The 17,192-nt window shown below is 31.9% G+C and carries 18 protein-coding genes; 7 read left to right on the forward strand and 11 right to left on the reverse strand.

Annotation, left to right across the window (positions count from 1 at the left end; all coding sequences use genetic code 11):
• Positions 1–183: 183 nt before the first annotated feature.
• A complete protein-coding gene (locus tag ACJJVO_RS13785; RefSeq protein ID WP_405575106.1) occupies positions 184–1,332 on the forward strand; it encodes a sensor histidine kinase in 1,149 nt (382 codons plus the stop codon).
• Between the two features lie 104 nt (positions 1,333–1,436).
• Complete coding sequence (locus tag ACJJVO_RS13790; RefSeq protein ID WP_405575108.1) at positions 1,437–1,793, forward strand: hypothetical protein; 357 nt, start codon at positions 1,437–1,439, stop codon at positions 1,791–1,793.
• Here the strand turns inward: ACJJVO_RS13790 and ACJJVO_RS13795 are convergent, their stop codons facing one another.
• Together ACJJVO_RS13795 and greA are read right to left on the reverse strand one after the other, a co-directional pair.
• Positions 1,794–2,183 (reverse strand): HIT family protein, encoded by a 390-nt coding sequence (locus tag ACJJVO_RS13795; RefSeq protein WP_405575110.1) that lies wholly within the window; start codon positions 2,181–2,183, stop codon positions 1,794–1,796.
• A 205-nt stretch (positions 2,184–2,388) separates the two neighbouring features.
• Positions 2,389–2,862: a transcription elongation factor GreA gene (gene greA / locus ACJJVO_RS13800; protein ID WP_405575112.1), complete on the reverse strand. Its 474-nt coding sequence runs from the start codon at positions 2,860–2,862 to the stop codon at positions 2,389–2,391.
• 139 nt (positions 2,863–3,001) lie between these two features.
• Between greA and ACJJVO_RS13805 the strand changes: the two genes are divergently transcribed.
• Positions 3,002–3,439 carry a hypothetical protein gene (locus tag ACJJVO_RS13805; RefSeq protein ID WP_405575114.1) on the forward strand — a complete coding sequence of 146 codons (438 nt, stop codon included), beginning with the start codon at positions 3,002–3,004 and terminating at the stop codon, positions 3,437–3,439.
• Here the strand turns inward: ACJJVO_RS13805 and ACJJVO_RS13810 are convergent.
• The 8 genes from ACJJVO_RS13810 to ACJJVO_RS13845 form a co-directional block, all read right to left on the reverse strand.
• On the reverse strand, positions 3,436–5,691 hold the full coding sequence (locus ACJJVO_RS13810; RefSeq protein ID WP_405575116.1) for a TonB-dependent receptor: 2,256 nt from the start codon (positions 5,689–5,691) through the stop codon (positions 3,436–3,438). The genes ACJJVO_RS13805 and ACJJVO_RS13810 overlap by 4 nt on opposite strands.
• 484 nt (positions 5,692–6,175) lie before the next feature.
• Complete coding sequence (gene arfB / locus ACJJVO_RS13815) at positions 6,176–6,580, reverse strand: alternative ribosome rescue aminoacyl-tRNA hydrolase ArfB (protein ID WP_405575118.1); 405 nt, start codon at positions 6,578–6,580, stop codon at positions 6,176–6,178.
• The gene (locus ACJJVO_RS13820) at positions 6,580–8,178 is read right to left on the reverse strand and encodes a DUF4301 family protein (protein WP_405575120.1); all 1,599 of its coding nucleotides are present in this window, start codon (positions 8,176–8,178) and stop codon (positions 6,580–6,582) included. The genes arfB and ACJJVO_RS13820 overlap by 1 nt, the downstream gene beginning before the upstream one ends.
• Positions 8,179–8,185: 7 nt before the next feature.
• A complete protein-coding gene (locus tag ACJJVO_RS13825; RefSeq protein ID WP_405575122.1) occupies positions 8,186–8,755 on the reverse strand; it encodes an AAA family ATPase in 570 nt (189 codons plus the stop codon).
• Entirely contained in the window at positions 8,716–9,348 is a 633-nt protein-coding gene (gene pnuC, locus ACJJVO_RS13830; RefSeq protein ID WP_405575124.1) for a nicotinamide riboside transporter PnuC, read from the reverse strand. Before pnuC ends, ACJJVO_RS13825 begins: the two co-directional genes overlap by 40 nt.
• Positions 9,332–9,592 carry a hypothetical protein gene (locus tag ACJJVO_RS13835; RefSeq protein WP_115815764.1) on the reverse strand — a complete coding sequence of 87 codons (261 nt, stop codon included), beginning with the start codon at positions 9,590–9,592 and terminating at the stop codon, positions 9,332–9,334. The genes pnuC and ACJJVO_RS13835 overlap by 17 nt, the downstream gene beginning before the upstream one ends.
• An 8-nt stretch (positions 9,593–9,600) precedes the next feature.
• Positions 9,601–10,326 (reverse strand): geranylgeranylglyceryl/heptaprenylglyceryl phosphate synthase, encoded by a 726-nt coding sequence (locus ACJJVO_RS13840; protein WP_405575127.1) that lies wholly within the window; start codon positions 10,324–10,326, stop codon positions 9,601–9,603.
• Positions 10,326–10,952, reverse strand: a complete 627-nt coding sequence (locus tag ACJJVO_RS13845; RefSeq protein WP_405575129.1) for a 4'-phosphopantetheinyl transferase family protein — start codon at positions 10,950–10,952, stop codon at positions 10,326–10,328. Before ACJJVO_RS13845 ends, ACJJVO_RS13840 begins: the two co-directional genes overlap by 1 nt.
• A 130-nt stretch (positions 10,953–11,082) precedes the next feature.
• Here ACJJVO_RS13845 and ahcY point away from each other — a divergent pair, with 130 nt between their 5' ends.
• Positions 11,083–12,399: an adenosylhomocysteinase gene (ahcY, locus tag ACJJVO_RS13850; RefSeq protein WP_405575131.1), complete on the forward strand. Its 1,317-nt coding sequence runs from the start codon at positions 11,083–11,085 to the stop codon at positions 12,397–12,399.
• A 96-nt stretch (positions 12,400–12,495) separates the two neighbouring features.
• A complete protein-coding gene (locus ACJJVO_RS13855; RefSeq protein ID WP_405575132.1) occupies positions 12,496–12,966 on the forward strand; it encodes a DUF1569 domain-containing protein in 471 nt (156 codons plus the stop codon).
• Between the two features lie 242 nt (positions 12,967–13,208).
• Here ACJJVO_RS13855 and ACJJVO_RS13860 read toward each other — a convergent pair whose 3' ends face one another.
• A complete protein-coding gene (locus ACJJVO_RS13860; RefSeq protein WP_405575134.1) occupies positions 13,209–15,347 on the reverse strand; it encodes a S46 family peptidase in 2,139 nt (712 codons plus the stop codon).
• 82 nt (positions 15,348–15,429) lie between these two features.
• On the opposite strand from ACJJVO_RS13860, the gene ACJJVO_RS13865 reads away from it, so the two are divergent.
• Both ACJJVO_RS13865 and ACJJVO_RS13870 read left to right on the forward strand, forming a co-directional pair.
• Positions 15,430–16,572, forward strand: a complete 1,143-nt coding sequence (locus ACJJVO_RS13865) for a methionine aminotransferase (RefSeq protein ID WP_405575136.1) — start codon at positions 15,430–15,432, stop codon at positions 16,570–16,572.
• A gap of 68 nt (positions 16,573–16,640) precedes the next feature.
• Positions 16,641–17,156: a hypothetical protein gene (locus ACJJVO_RS13870; RefSeq protein WP_405575138.1), complete on the forward strand. Its 516-nt coding sequence runs from the start codon at positions 16,641–16,643 to the stop codon at positions 17,154–17,156.
• Positions 17,157–17,192: the final 36 nt, after the last annotated feature.

Genomic DNA, 17,192 nt, shown 5'->3' on the forward strand with positions numbered 1-17,192 from the left:
ATTATATTGAGTTGTCAACGAAAGTATTTTATACACAATAGCGTACAATATTATTAACAGTTTTGCATTATATTTAGAATTGAAACGCATATTCTAAAGATTTTATTATTTATAGGAATTATTAATAACGAACAGCATGTGACTTAAAATATTAATTAAAAACACATGAATTAAAACGAATCAATGACTTTTAGCTTAAACCAGAATATAATCCGTTGGATTATTGTTGTGTCTTCATTTATTATTATTTCGCTTATTCTTTGGAACACCTATTCATTTTTTCAAAATTTTAAAGAAGAAGAACGTTCTAAAATGGAGAATTGGTCTTTTGCTCAAAAAGAAATGCAAAAAACTGATAATCTCAATTTAGATCTAGGATTACCATTAGCCATAATATCGAGCAATACTACAACACCAATGATCAATGTGTATAGTGACGGTAGTTTAGATCCAAGAAATATTAATCAAAAAAAAGATAAGGATTCGCTTTACCTTATTGGTTTAATTAAAGAATTTACAAAGGAAAATGAGCCCATAGAAATTAGTTATAAAGGCAAACATTATTCTACGGTATATTATGGTAATTCTCCATTATTGAACAGACTAAAATATTATCCTTTAGCTTTATTACTTATTATTTTTCTATTTGCGGCAGTGGTTTATTTCTTTTACCGAAGCTCTAAAAATGCTGAACAGAATAAACTTTGGACAGGTATGGCAAAGGAAACGGCACATCAAATAGGTACACCTTTGTCTTCATTAGTGGGTTGGGCAGAAATCTTGAAAACAGAAAATGTTAACCCAGAATATATTGTTGAAATTGAAAAAGATATTGATAGACTTCAAACCATAACCGAACGTTTTAGTAAAATTGGTTCTGCGCCAACTCTTAAAACAATGGATATTGTAGAGGTCACTAAATCATCTTATGACTATCTTAAGTTAAGATCTTCTAAACTAATTAATTTTGAAATTATAATTCCTGAAACAGAAATACAAGTTAATTTAAATGAACAGCTCTTTAGTTGGACAATTGAAAACTTAGTGAAAAATGCCATTGACGCCATGAAAGGTAAAGGGGATTTAAAACTTGAATTAACACAGCTTGAAAATCAGGTATTTATTAATATTTCAGATTCAGGGAAGGGAATTCCCAAATCTTCATTCACTAAAATTTTTGAACCAGGTTATACCACTAAAAAACGTGGTTGGGGACTTGGACTCTCTTTAGCTAAACGTATTGTTGAAGACTACCACAATGGTAAAATAAAAGTGTTGACTTCAGAGTTAGGAAAAGGAACAACGATACAGATTATATTAAGGCAAATTTAGATTATAATTTATACATCAAAAGAAGGTGTGTTGTTTCTAGTTAACAATAAGTTAGCTATTTTATTTTAAATTAAAAATATCAAAATTTTAGTTTAAATTTGGGCATGAATTCGTCACGATTTTTCACTATAAAAGAAGCTAGAATAGGTAATAACTGTCCGGAATGTTATTCTAACGATAGTTTAGAACTGATATTTAAGCAAAAGTTAAAGGAAACCACATTTTCTAAAGCTATTACTGAAGAAACAGTGTGTGAAATCCGTTGTTTAAATTGTGAAGAACAAATCTTTCCTATTCAATGGACTAATGATATTGAGCGTGTTGTGGATTACCACAAAAGAGGACTTAATAAAAAACCGAAGTCTGTAAAGTTAAAACCAATGACTTGGGCGCTTATTACGGTTAGTCTTGTGTTATTAATTGTAGTTATTTTATTTGTAACCGGAATTATCTCGGTTTAGTTACAGAAATGAAGCAATTTTATTTGCTATAGCTTCAAATTCTTCAGGCTCTAATTTTTGTTTATTTGAAAAACGAGCATCGTCCATGGTATGCAAAGGAATTAAATGCACATGCGCATGTGGCACTTCTAAGCCAATTACAGACATTCCTATACGTTCACATGGTACCGCTTTTTCAAGAGCAATAGCAACAGTTCTAGAAAATTGCATTAGCCTAGTATAAGTATCTTCATCTAAATCGAAAATTTTATTAACTTCTTTCTTAGGAATACAAAGGGTATGCCCTTTAGAATTTGGATTAATATCTAAAAAAGCATAGAAATCTTCTGTTTCAGCAACTTTATAAGATGGAATTTCGCCTGAAATAATTTTTGTGAAAATTGTTGCCATACTAATAAGTGAGCTTAAATATTAACTAAATGTCCTTTTGAGCGCAATCAAAAGGTTTTAAAAAAATATAATTTAGGTTGCGACTGCGCTTAACCCAAACAACTAAATGTAAATATAAGTTATTACATAAATATAAAAAGATTCCTTTTAAAAAGGAATCTTTTTTATGATATAACAATAAGATTATCGGATATTAAATATGTTATTATCTAGAAATTTCTAAAATATCAAATCTCATAGCACCACTTGGTACTTGTATTTCGGCAGTATCACCAACAGATTTTCCTAATAAACCTTTTCCAATAGGAGAGTTTACGGAAATTTTACCAGATCTTATATCTGCTTCACTTTCTGCAACCAATGTATAGGTCATTTCCATGCCATTTACTTGGTTTTTTATTTTAACTTTAGATAAGGCCAAAACTTTAGTAAGATCTAATTGAGACTCGTCTATAACACGAGCGCCAGATAAAGTTTCTTCCATTTTAGAAATTTTCATTTCTAACATACCTTGTGCTTCTTTAGCAGCATCATACTCGGCATTTTCACTTAGATCTCCTTTGTCTCTTGCTTCACCAATAGCTTGTGATGCTTTTGGGCGTTCTACATCTTTAAGATAATTTAACTCTTCTCTTAATTTTTTTAAACCCTCAGCTGTGTAATAAGATACTTTACTCATAATTTATTCGTTTAATTCAAAAGATGCTGAAATACATTCAGCATAAAAAAAATCTCGCGCTGACGAGATTACATTACAAATATATAAAATATTTACGGTATAGTTGAATTAATCGTAAATTGGCCCACAAAAATTGAAGATGAAGAAATTGATTTTAATACTAAGTTGTGTAGTTGTTTTTACTTGTAGTAATAATGATGATAGTAGTAATTGTAACTTCTTATTTAATACTGGAGTAAATTTAGTTGTTAATACTAATTTACCTCAGTTTGCTCAGTTACAATTTAATGATAATAGAGTTTATGTTCCTGGATATGGAAATAATGGAATTTGGCTTTATCGCGCAAATTCTTCTACACTTTATGCTTGGGATGCCGCAGATCCTAGCCATGAGCCACTTTCATGTTCTACTTTAACATACTCAGGTATAGGTGATATTGTAACTTGTGGCTGTGATGATGCTAACGAATATAGTTTGGCAACGGGTTATGGTTTTGAACAAAATACTCAACCCTGTACATTGCAGCCGTACAGGGTTGAGTCTACTGGTAATAATACTTATTTAGTGAGTAATTAAAACTTTAATGTTACACCAACTAAAAAGTTTCTAGTGGCTTGTGGATAAAATCCTGCGCCTTCTATAGTAGTTACGCTATTTGGGTCTGACCAAGTATCATCATAAGTGAAATAATAACCATTAGAAATATATTTTTCATTAAAAATATTATTCACTAAGCCTGTAAAGATAATAGACTCAAAAATAGATTTTGTTTTTAAGGTGTAACTAATGTTAAAGTCATTAATAAAATAACTGTCTAGTTTAGAACTTTCTGCTTCAGTATTACTCATATATTGTTCACCAACAAATTTACTTAATAATGACACCTGAAAATTTTCTATAGGTTGAAAAACAATCGCATTTGCGGCAACTAAATCTGGAGAAAATGAAATATCTGTTTTACCTAAATTTTGTAATTCTCCATCAAAAGGTGTGATAGTTTCATTATTTTTATTGGTACTAATTGTTATGTTTGGCTGCAATGTTAACTTTGGTGTCACAGGAATAATGGCCTCTAACTCTAAACCTAATCGGTAGCTCTTACCACTATTAGTTCTAATTGGGTTGCCTACATCATCTAACTGACCAGACAAAACCAATTGTTCATTATATAACATGTAATACGCATTGGCATTAAATGTGAAATTTCCTTTTTTATGTCTCCAACCTAATTCAAAATCATTTAATTGTTCTGCTTCTATACTTTCGTTGCTTTCAAAATCGGTTCTGTTTGGTTCTCTATTGGCTCTTGCATATGAGAAATAAAGATTATTGTCATTGTTTATTTCGTATGTAATACCTGCTTTTGGATTAAAAAATGTAAAATCTTTATCAACTGCAAATTCTACAATATCAGAGGTTGTTCCTGTAGTTTTATACGTTACGTTTCTTACTTGCAAATCACCATATAAGCTTATTTTTTCGTTAAGTTGATAATTTGCTTTTGTAAATAAAGAAAGGTCATTCTTTATACTATTACCATCGTAATAACGATCTCTAATTTCAGACTGACTTGCAAATTCTGCCCAAATCACTTCACCAAAATGATCACCATCATAATGACTATAAGATCCACCAAAGATAAGATTGATATTGTTATCTTTATAGTTCACGTTTGCATTAACAACAAAGAAATCATTTTCTAACCAACGACGACGAATCAAGTCTGTTTCATCAATTATTTCGCCATTGAAATCTAAAGGTTCAAAACCATAATCGCTAAAATCCTCAGCTTCTTTATATTGTTCAAAATAACCACTACCTTTTGTGTAGTTTAAACCAAGTGTTGTAGACCATTGATTGCTGTAGCGTTGATTCCAGTGCAGTTGATAATGGTCTTGTCCGTAATTGTCTACTTCATTATCATAAGTGTAATAGTTATATCTTCTGTCTGAGTTTCTAAGGTTTTCAGCTTCAGCTTCACTTAAATAATTTTCAGAAATATAGGCTTCAATTCCTGCTTCATCACCAGTAATTCTGGCTAAAGGTGTTCCGTACCATGCTTGGTAAGTTATTTCTTCACCTCCAAAAGTTATGGCTTTTATTAAGGTGTTATCATCTACGTAAGACCCTTGTAAAAAGTAAGACTTTAAATCTGAAGATGCTCTATCTATATAACCATCAGAGGCAATATTAGATAAGCGACCTGCAATTTCAAAATGGTCGTTCATAAGACCAGTACTAAATTTTAAAGTGTGCTTTCTGGTATTGTAACTACCAAATGAGTTAGAGATTTCGCCACTTGCATCTTTAGAGAAAGCATCAGTTAATACATTAATACTTGCTCCAAAAGCACCAGAACCATTGGTTGATGTTCCAACACCTCGTTGTAATTGTAAGCTTTCTACAGAAGAAGCAAAGTCTCCTAGATTAACCCAAAATGTACCTAAAGATTCTGCATCATTATACGGAATTCCGTTAATGGTGACATTTGTAGATTGTGAACTTACACCACGTACTCTAATACCTGTGTAACCAACACCTGCTCCAGCATCTGTTGTGGTTACTACTGAAGGTAAAAAGTTTAGTAACATCGGAATGTCTTGTCCTAGATTACGTTTTGCTAAATTTTCTTTGGTAACGTTAGAGTGCGTAATTGGTGATTTAGCATCCACTCTAACGGCTTTTACTAAAACCTCGTCTAGTTTTTCAACTTTGGTTGAATCTTGTTGTTTTTCTTGTCCATAAGCTGAACAAATTGCTAATAATAAAAATGAAAGTGTTAATCTCTGTCGTTTTGTTTTTGAGAGATTGTTGAATAAAATTTTCATACGACTATAATTTATAATCGAATAAAAAGAGGTCATTATTCTTGGTTAATAATTAATTTTTTTGAGCTATCAGCAACCACAATAATGATAAATGTCGTTTTTCTATTTGAATCTATAACATGTAAAATAGTACAAGATATAACTCAGAAGTAGAAAAATAAACATTGATAACTATTGCGTTCGCCAAAAACATCCATAAGATATTTTCTTTACGCTCGTTTCCTAAACAGCATTACCTGTTCTAGGTTCAATGGGTATGATCTCAGCCGATAATAGGCACCCCTTTTTTGAGAACGCGGCAAAGATATAAAGGAATTTAGAATTTAGAATAATGAATTGTGAATTATTTTTGAATTGAAGTAAAGATGTCAGTTCCAGTGAAACTCCTTTTTTAGAATTTTGTATTTAGATCTTTTTAAAAGTATATTAAAGCTTCTCGATACAATTCTTCGTACTTCAGAATCACACGAAGTTACGGAAGTGGTTAATCAAGTGTTGGTCGCTTTCGATTGGCTTTTTTATCTGCGTTAATACGCTTGTTTTTTAAGCGCTTCTTTTTTACTCCTCTTGGAACTCTTGTTGGTATACGAATTCTCTCTTCTTTTAATCCTTCTTCAATGAGTTCTAAAAAGCGCTGAGTGACTAAAGCTTTATTTCTAAATTGACTGCGACTTTCATCACAGGCAAGAATTAAAACACCGTCTTTGGTTAAACGGTTATTAAAGAATTCTAAAAGCTTTTGTTTTTCGTCGTCATTAAAAACATTAGAATTTTTAAGATCAAAATATAATTCAGCTTTAGAAGACACCTTATTTACATGTTGTCCTCCGCTACCTGAGCTGCGGACGTATTTATAAGATAATTCAGATTTAAGTAAGTTAGAATTCACTATTCTATAATTTGATGTGGTGATTTTAGTAAATCGTTGACTGTTTTCACAGGATTAAAAGTAATGATAGGGACTTCAACAAAAATAGTTGTCCAATGTGCCATGCTTCCGTTCCAAAGTCCTGGTAATTCTAAAGCTTTTAACTCTTTACCGTTTTTAGTTTTTTGGGAAATAAAAGCGGCATCATGATCCACATAATTTTCTAAATCAAATTTTTCGCCTTTATAATTTTTAATTCCACAAACCAAATCTACAGGGTTAAAATGGGTTGCGTTTTTAAGAATTTCTTCTTGTTTTACGTCTTTTAAGTTAATTTGTGCAGACTCAACAATTTGAAGTGATTGGTTAGACTTATTGTCTTTTACCCAAAATGGACCTCCTCCAGGTTCACCTTCATTTTTTACCATACCACAAATTCGGATTGGACGGTTTAATTTTTCTTTTAAATATTCAATTTTATAACGGTCTGCATATTTTTTATACTCATCAGATATTTTAACGCTTAACTCTTGGGTTAAAAAATGCTCAATAGCTGAGATATTATCTTCGTTAACCTCCTTGGAATCTAAATCATTTAAATACTCAAATGTTTTGGCTTGTAGTTCTAATAGAATTCCGGCTAAAACTTTTTTGTAAGTAGCCACTTCATCTTTATATTTATATACTACGACATTATCAATGTTTTTAACAAATACAATATCAGCATCGAGTGCATTTAAGTTTTTTAATAAAGCACCATGACCAGATGGCCTGTATAATATGGAACCATCCGTTTCTCTAAAAGGTTTATTCTGTAAAGTGACAGCAATGGTATCTGTAGATTGTTCTTGGTATGAAAATGAAATATCAAAAGTGACACCTGTGTTTTCTTCTATGTGATTCTTTATGTTTTTAAATTCTTCTTTAAAACTTTTTTCATGAACTTCTGAAATGGTAAAGTGTAATTTAGCCAATCCATTGCTTGAAGCATACAATGCTGCTTCGTACAAATGTTCTTCAAAAGCCGTAGAAATATGATCTTTTTTATATTGGTGAAATGGTAATAATCCTTTAGGCTGATTTCCAAAATTTAATTGGTTTTGGTCTAACATGGCTTTGGAAAAATGCCATACTTTTTCTTGTGTTGGGAGAGCTTTAAAATGGATACCATTAGATTTAAGTAATTCTAATACCTGATTATAAAATGGGAATTTTTCCATTGCTACCATAAAAAGCGATAATTCCCTTAGATTGTTTCGGTTAATGTATGAATTAAGGGATTGCTCATTAGCATTGTATTGGTTAACAAATTGAAACAAAAATTTAAACATTCTAGACGCTGCGCCAGAAGCAGGTACAAATTTTAATAAAGACTTATTATCTTTTTCAGCATTGAATCTTGTAACGTATTTATGTATTGAATCGTCGTTTAGTGCCATGATACCATTGTTAATAGTAGCAGCTTCCGAAATGTTTGTAAATGGAATTCCAGTTTCAAAAATTTCAATTTGCTTTTTAACAAGATCTAAGTTTAAACCTTTAGATTCTATTTGCTGAATATCTTTATCGGTGAATTTCATGGATGTATAGGTGTTAATTGATGATGAAATTTTAAACATGTATGTTTCATGTTTTGTTTGCTAGTAATTTGTCTATGTGCTTAATAGCTAATTCTAATCGTTCTTTTTTGTTTCCTCTTAAAAGTATGTATGGTCTTTTGTTTATTTCTAAAGCGTTTTCAAATGCCTTAAACATCTGTTCCCTTTCATTGGGTTTGTCTCTTAAGTCATCTGCTTCCCAAGGTGTGTCAATATAGGTTAAAAAGTAAAGGTCGTAAGAATTTTTTAGAGCATGTGTTTCTAAAATCGGGTCACATGTGCCTTTATAATAAACTTCGCTATATACTTTGGTTTCAAGTAAATCCGTATCACATATTAAAACTGAATGTGTTTTTTGAGCTAATTCATTTTCAAGTTTCATCTGCCCAATCGCAATAGGTAACAAATCTTTGAGTTCGCAAGTTTTATGTTCGTTATTCCATTTATCTTGAAGATACTCACGTGAATATTCTGGTACCCAAACCGAATGGTAATGTCTGGCTAGCTGTCTGCAAAGTGTTGTTTTTCCTGTGGATTCTGGCCCAAATAAAACGACTTTTATGCAGTTGCTAGGTTGTTGTTTAAGTTCTTTTTCCATGCTAAGTATCCAAATATTGCAATTACTGTAAACCCTAAATATTGGAAACTAGTAAATGTAAATCCTTTATAAAAGTACAAAGGGATAGAGATGAGATCTCCTATAATCCAATAAATCCAATTTTCTATTTTACGTTTTGCCATTAACCACATACCAACAAAAAAGGTCGCGGTTGTAATGGTGTCTACATAGGCCACCCAACCATTCCATTTATCAAATGTTTTGTAAATAACAAATACAAAAACAAGAGTTGCTAAAAAGATGGCAAGACTTATTTGTTTTTCTTTTTTTGTTGTTGAAGAGATTGGTGTTTCATGCTCTGCATCTACTTTACGTGTCCAGATATACCATCCAAAAACACTCATTATAAAGTAGTAAGCATTAATCATCATGTCTCCTAAAAGTTGCCATTTGAGTAATAAATACACAAAAATACATGTACTGATCATTCCTGTTGGAAAAACCAAAATATTGTTTTTTTTTGAAAACCAAACGGATAGAAAACCAAAAATTACAGCAACAATTTCTAATACAATGTCTGTAGTTTGATATTCGGAATATTGGCCGAAAAAGAAATCAAAAATGTGGTTCATAGTCGCTTCTATTTGTTTTAACCAATTTTATAGTTAATACAGAAATATCTACATCCTCAAAAGAGCGTTTTATTTCTTTGGTTAAGAAAGGCATTAGCTCGTCATAGTTTCCAAAAATTTGTGTGCTTAACGGATTTTCTAAAACTTTAAATGGCGAATCACGTAATGCTTTTATAAAATTAATAACATGTTTTTCATAATCATTCTGTAAAGGAGAAAGTGTTAGATCTACTGATATTTCCATTTTAAGTTTTATTTTTTTAAATCATTAAATAAGTTTTCATCGTCTTCAAAAGCTGTGCCTATAACTACTAAATCTGCTCCGGCTTTAAAGGTTGAATCCATCTCGGCTTTAGTTCTTATACCTCCGCCTACAATCAATGGGATATTTAATTGTTGTTTTACTTCAGAAATTATATTGGGCTCAATAGCATGAGTTGCTCCACTGCCTGCTTCGAGATAAATGAGTTTCATTCCTAATAATTCTCCAGCTTTTGATGTATCAACAATGGTTTGAATAGATTTTCGTTTTAACGGCTGAGTTTTACTTACGCGCTCAACAGACGTTTGTTTTCCATTTTCTATGAGGAGATAGCCTGTTGAAATTATCTCTAAATTAGAATTTTTTAATTTTGAAACAGCTTCTACATGCTTACCTATTAAATAGTCTGGATTACGACCTGATATTAACGATAAAAACAAAATCCCATCTGCTTTATCTGTAATTTGAATCACATCTCCCGGAAACAAAATAACAGGAAGATTAGTCTGTTTTTTGATTGCAATCACTAAACTTTCCGTTAATCCTTCATCAACTTCGCTTCCTCCCACGAAAATGTGTGTTGCTATGGATTGATTAACTTTTTCAATAAAGCTTAAAACATTTTGAAGCTTCATCTTATCAGGATCAATTAAAACAGCTAAAAGTTTTTCGTCTTTTGCTCTAGAGTCTTTTATATTTTGGTAAAGGCTATTCATTAAGGAATTACATAAGCACAGGTAAAACCTTCAAACTCCATAAATGCCGTATTGTATCTGTGTTTTTTATCTTTATAATCTATCCACGCGATAGTTTTATTATCTTTCATGGTGAATGGAATTACTAAAAAATGTTCTTTAAACAGCATGCCTGGCACAGCAAAAAGTTTGTACAAGGATTCTTTAATTCCCCAGATAACCGTAAGTCTATTAATGTAGTCTTCGTCTGTTGGTTTTAAATAATTATATTCATAATCGACAAACTTATGAGCAATGATGCCTATTTTTTCACGTTGCTTTTCAATGTCAATTCCAACAGGTTTATCACTAACAACGACTCCAGAAAATATAAAGGAATGTGTAATGGAAATATGTTTACCGTCGTTGAGGTGTGGTTTTCCATTGTCGTCATAATACAAATCTTGATCTGTATAACCAAACTCGCGTAACAAATGTCTAACACTTAAAAAACCACGTTGATGCAACTTACTTTTCATACCTAAAACACGTTTTAAACTTTGCGGTTTTAAGTTTAATGGTTTAAATAAATCGTCGTAAGATTCTTCAATCTTCCAGATTTTAACAGTAGTTTGTGAATTTACACTAATGGATTTGTATAGTGGCATTTAGAATTCTGAATGTTATTGATTATCTTTGCACTGCCTGAGGCAGATTTGGTATTTTTTATGTAGCGAATTTAACTATTTAAGTGCTAAACCCAAAGGTGTTTTAAAATATAAAAACAAAGAAGATAATATGAGTACAAAAACTGTTGCTTACGTACCTAATAAGGTAAAAGATATGTCGCTTGCGGCTTGGGGAAGAAAAGAAATTAATTTAGCTGAAGCAGAAATGCCAGGTTTAATGAGTTTACGTGAAGAATACAAAAACGAGCAACCTTTAAAAGGAGCACGTATTGCAGGATGTTTACACATGACGATTCAAACGGCTGTATTAATTGAAACTTTACAAGCTCTAGGTGCAGAAGTAACTTGGAGTTCTTGTAATATTTTTTCAACACAAGACCAAGCTGCTGCTGCAATTGCAGAAGCTGGTACTGCTGTGTATGCATGGAAAGATATGACGGAAGAAGAGTTTGATTGGTGTATAGAGCAAACTTTATTCTTTGGTGAAGATAGAAAGCCATTAAACATGATTCTTGATGATGGTGGAGATTTAACGAATATGGTTTTAGATAAATACCCAGAATTATCTGAAGGTATTAAAGGTTTGTCTGAAGAAACAACAACAGGAGTTCACAGATTATACGAACGCGTTAAAAATGGTACTTTAACAATGCCAGCAATTAACGTTAATGATTCGGTTACAAAATCTAAATTCGATAATAAATATGGTTGTAAAGAATCTGCAGTAGATGCCATTCGTAGAGCAACAGATATTATGTTAGCTGGTAAACGTGTAACCGTTTGTGGTTATGGAGATGTTGGTAAAGGTACTGCTGCTTCTTTTAAAGGTGCAGGTTCTATTGTTACTGTTACTGAAATTGATCCAATTTGTGCGTTACAAGCTGCTATGGATGGTTTTGAAGTTAAGAAATTAGAAACTGTGGTTGGTAACTCTGATATCATTATTACTACAACAGGAAATAAAGATATTGTACGTGCTGAGCATTTTGAAGCCATGAAAGACAAAACTATTGTATGTAATATTGGGCATTTTGATAACGAAATCCAGATGGCTTGGTTAAATGAAAAGCATGGAAATACTAAAGATACTATTAAGCCACAAGTTGATAAATACAACATTGACGGAAAGGATATTATTATTCTTGCAGAAGGACGTTTAGTAAACTTAGGTTGTGCTACAGGTCATCCAAGTTTTGTAATGAGTAACTCATTTACAAACCAGACTTTAGCTCAGATTGAACTTTGGAAAAATAGTGATAACTATGAAAATAATGTGTACATGTTACCTAAGCATTTAGATGAAAAGGTAGCTAAATTACACTTAGAGAAAATTGGCGTTGAGTTGACTGAATTAGCAGACTACCAAGCAGAATATATTGGAGTAACTGTTGATGGTCCTTATAAGCCTGAGCATTACAGATACTAATAAATGCCTGCGAAAGCAGAAATCTCATAATCGAAAAATCCCAAGCATTAGTGTTTGGGATTTTTTATTATAGTTACCTTTCAATAAAAAATTAAAATGAGTTCAGTTAATATTACAGTCTTACAAAAGAAATTAGATATTTTAGAAGGTTTAATTCCAAAAAGTAAAGCTATAAACATTAGTGTTTCAAAAGCGAATGTGGCATGGCATATAGATCATAGCTTAAAAGTGATTAATGCTGTTGTGAAAAACATGCAAGATTCAGATACAGCTTTGTATAAGGATAATTTTAGTTTAGTAGGAAAATTGCTATTGAAATTTAAATACTTTCCAAGAGGAAAAGCAAAGGCACCAAAGTATGTAACACCACCTGAAACAATATTAAAAGATGATATTATTTTACAATTAACAGAGGCTAGAGCGCTTATAAAAACCATATCAAGTTTGGACAACAATGCTTTTTTTAAACATCCTTTATTTGGTAACATTAATAAAGCCAGAGTTGTACAATTCTTAGATGCGCACACCAATCATCATTTAAAAATTGTGAAGAGTATATTGAAGTAATTCGATTTTTGTTTTTATCGATTTTCGATACAAAATTGCGGTTAAAGTAATTTCAATACAATGATAATTCTACTTCAATTGAACCCTTATATTTACTCTGAACCAATAACGTCACTTCGAGTCATTTGTGATGTACGAGCAAATAGTATCGAGAAGCTAAAATACCACATATAAAAAGACCTCAAAGTTCAAAAAAACGATGAGGTCTTAAATTTTTAAGTTTGGTAATTGACAGCCAAAACCTAACTACGTTTCTTACGTTTTTTTCTCTTCTTTTTCTTAGATTTAGAACCATCCTTTTTTGGATGTACCAAAGTCATTTCATCAATTAAGTGCGTTGCACCAGCATATTTATCAACTATAAAAAGTACGTAGCGTAAGTCTACCATAATGTTACGGCAGATTTCTGGGTCGTAATTCATATCGCTCATTGTGCCTTCCCAAACACGGTCAAAATTTAAACCTACTAAATTTCCTTCGGCATCAATTGCAGGACTTCCAGAGTTTCCACCTGTTGTGTGGTTGGTTCCTAAAAAGCAAACTGGTACTTTTCCGTTGTTATCAGCATATTGTCCGTAATCTTTAGCTTCGTATAAATCGATTAATTTTTGTGGCACATCAAACTCGTAATCTCCAGGAATGTATTTTTCAATGACACCATCTAAATAACTTACAGGATTGTAATAAACCGCATCTCTAGGTGCATAACCTCTTACTTGTCCGTAAGTGACACGCAATGTTCCGTTAGCATCAGGAAAATAACGTGCATTTGGTAATGCTTCCATTAATGCTGTCATATATTTAGTTTGTAACGCTGTAATTGGTTCGTTTTTTTGTTGATATTCAGGATTTAATGTGTTAAAAAACTCATCAATAATTGGTTTTGCATACGCATAAGCAGCATCGTTGTTTAAGTTTTTTATAACCGTTTCTGTATCGCCTTCAAGCAGGCTTAAAGCAGAATCTAAATTTGTAAATGCTGTGTTATCGTAGATAGATGCATCAATCTCTTTACCATATAAAGGCATAACGTTGAGGTAAACTCCTTTATCTAATTCAGCATTGTAATTTTTATGAATACCTTGTAATTGACCAGTTAAAACTTCTTTTCCTCTTTCTAGATTTTCTGGGTTAGCGATTAAAGCTTGCTCAACTTGGTAAGCTCTAAAGGTCATTTGCATTAACTCATTGGTGATTAAAAAGACTTCAATGAAATTTCTACGTTTAATATTTATAGGTGCAAAATCTTTGTAAAGTCTATCAAATTCTGGAAGTATGTTTCCATATTTATCCTCTAGCCCTTTTTCTTTCAAAGCTTTTGTAAATGTAGCTTCAAATTCTTTACGTTTTTCAACCGCATTACTTTTTTCAATTCCTAAATTCTCGCCAATCCATTTTTTCCAAGCGTTTGCAATTCTGGCTTGTTTAGAGGCATATTTAATTCTTACATCGTCGCTTTCTTTCATTTTTTGGTCAATGACTTTTAAAGCTGCTTCTCTAATCGCAATGTTGGTTGGATTAAATTCTTTTGTAATATGCTCAATGGCTACTGCTGGTAGGTACTCGCTAGTCGTTCCTGGAAAACCAAAAACCATGGTAAAATCACCTTCCTCAACACCATCTAAAGATACTGGCAGGTAATGTTTTGGTTTGTAAGGTTTGTTGTCTTTGCTATATTTTGCAGGTCTATTGTTAGCATCTGCATAAATTCTAAACATAGAAAAATCGCCAGTATGTCTCGGGAAAACCCAGTTGTCTGTGTCACTTCCAAATTTACCAATGCTACTTGGTGGTGCACCAACTAAACGAATATCTTCAAAACGTTCAGTTACAAAAAGGAAGTATTGATTGCCTTCATAAAATGCTTTTGTCTTTACGTCTTGCCAAGATTCTTTAGGCCAAGTTTTTAAAGCTGCGTTGGTATTTTTAGAAATTAAAGATTGTTTTTCAGTTTCCGTCATGACATCAGTGATACCTTTTAAAGCAACTTCTGTTACATCGTGAATACTCACAATAAACTCAATAAATAAACCTTCGTTTGGTAACTCCTCTTCAAGAGACATGGCCCAAAATCCATCTTTTAAATAATCGTTTTCTAATGATGAGTGTGACTGAATCTGGCTAAAACCACAATGGTGATTGGTTAACACCAAACCTTGGTCTGAAATCACTTCACTAGTACAACCACCATTAAAATGACCAATGGCATCCTTTAAGCTAGAGTTGTTAACGTCGTAAATATCTTGAGCTGTTAATTTACTACCCAAACTTTGCATTTCTGTTTCGTTCATGCCTTCTAAAAGTGAAGGAATCCACATACCACCTTGTTGGGCAGAAACCTGAAAAACAAAGAATAATAAGAGAATTTTTATAAAGCGCATAACTTATATTTTATTAGTTTTTGTAAAGATAGAAAAGCTTGTTTTATATCTTTAATGTTTTCGCACATAATGACCACTTTATATGAATTTTAAATCAAAATTACCCAACGTAGGTACTACTATATTTACTGTAATGAGTGCTTTGGCAAAAGAACATAATGCCATTAACTTATCGCAAGGGTTTCCTAATTACCCAAGTTCTCAAAAATTGAATGATTTGGTCACTAATGCCATGAATAAGGGTTACAATCAATACGCACCAATGGCTGGTAATTTAGATTTGCGATTAGCCATTGCTCACAAATATGAGTTGTTATATAAAAGCACGTATCATCCAGAAAAGGAAATCACCATTACAGCAGGTGCAACACAAGCGATTTACACCATAATTTCTACATTTATAAGACCAAAGGATGAAGTCATTATTTTTAAACCTGCTTACGATTGTTACCAACCTGCAATAGAACTTAATGGTGGAAAAACAATTCCTATTCAATTATCTGCGCCAAATTATAATGTGAATTGGGATGAGGTGGCTTCAAAAATATCGAGTAAAACCAAAATGATAATTATCAATTCGCCTCACAATCCAAGCGGAACGATTTGGTCTAAAGACGATATGCTTCAACTTCAAAAGTTAACAAAGGATACAAATATTATTGTGTTAAGTGATGAGGTTTACGAGCATATTGTATTTGATGATGCACAACATCAAAGTGCATGTTTATTCAACGATTTAAAACAACGCAGTTTCATAACCGCTTCTTTTGGGAAAACATTTCATAACACAGGTTGGAAAATTGGTTATTGCTGTGCACCAGAAGAGTTAATGACCGAATTTAGAAAAGTCCATCAGTTTAATGTGTTTTCAGTACATCATCCATCTCAAAAAGGTATTGCAGATTATATGCAAGATGCTGAAACCTATTTATGTTTAAATACCTTTTTTCAACATAAACGTGATTTATTTTTAAACTTAATTTCAGAGTCTAGATTTAAGTTTCAGCCATCAAAAGGCACTTATTTTCAGGTTTTAGATTATTCTGAAATTACAGATGAATATGATGTAGATTTTGCCAAACGATTAACTAAAGAATTTAAAATTGCATCTATTCCAATGTCTGTTTTTAATGAGAAAGATAAAGACGATAACGTGTTGCGATTTTGTTTTGCAAAGACTGATGAGACATTATTAAAGGCTGCTGATGTATTAAAGCGCATATAAGTATTGATTCAGTTAAAGCAGCAACAGTCATTAGGTTACCTTTAAAATATAATTTTGAAAAGAAACCTATGAAGATTTTAAGAAGGCTATCAGTATTACTAACACTATTCATTTTTGCATCATGTGGCACTAGCGAACGCGTAATTACAGACCAAGGAAAAGTATACGAAGTAAATGGAAGTAAGATTAAAAAGGATGGTATAGAAGTCACAGAAAGCTTAAGTGCCTCAGAAAAAGAATCTATTAATGCATTGTTAGAAGAAAAAGAAAAAGCTAGTAAAGTGTTTGAAAAAGAACATAAAGCCTTAGAAGACGCGATTGCTAAACAGCAAGACATACAAAAAGAAGCAGAAAATAAACAAGATGAACTAGAGGATAAATTAGAATCCTTAGAGAACACGCGCGAAGAAAAACAAGATGCTAGAGATAATTATGCAACGATTAAAGAACGTTATAATAACAAGAAAATAGAGTTTAAAAAATTAAAAAAAGAGGGTGAACTTTCACCAAATGAAGCCTATAAATGGAAAGAAAAACTAAGTAAATTAAAAAGCGAAGTTCTGGAAGCAAAAAATAAACTTTAAAAGAAGATTTTGATGTTACTTTTAATAAATTTATGT

The organism is Winogradskyella sp. Asnod2-B02-A, assembly GCF_045063645.1.
Taxonomy (GTDB): domain Bacteria; phylum Bacteroidota; class Bacteroidia; order Flavobacteriales; family Flavobacteriaceae; genus Winogradskyella.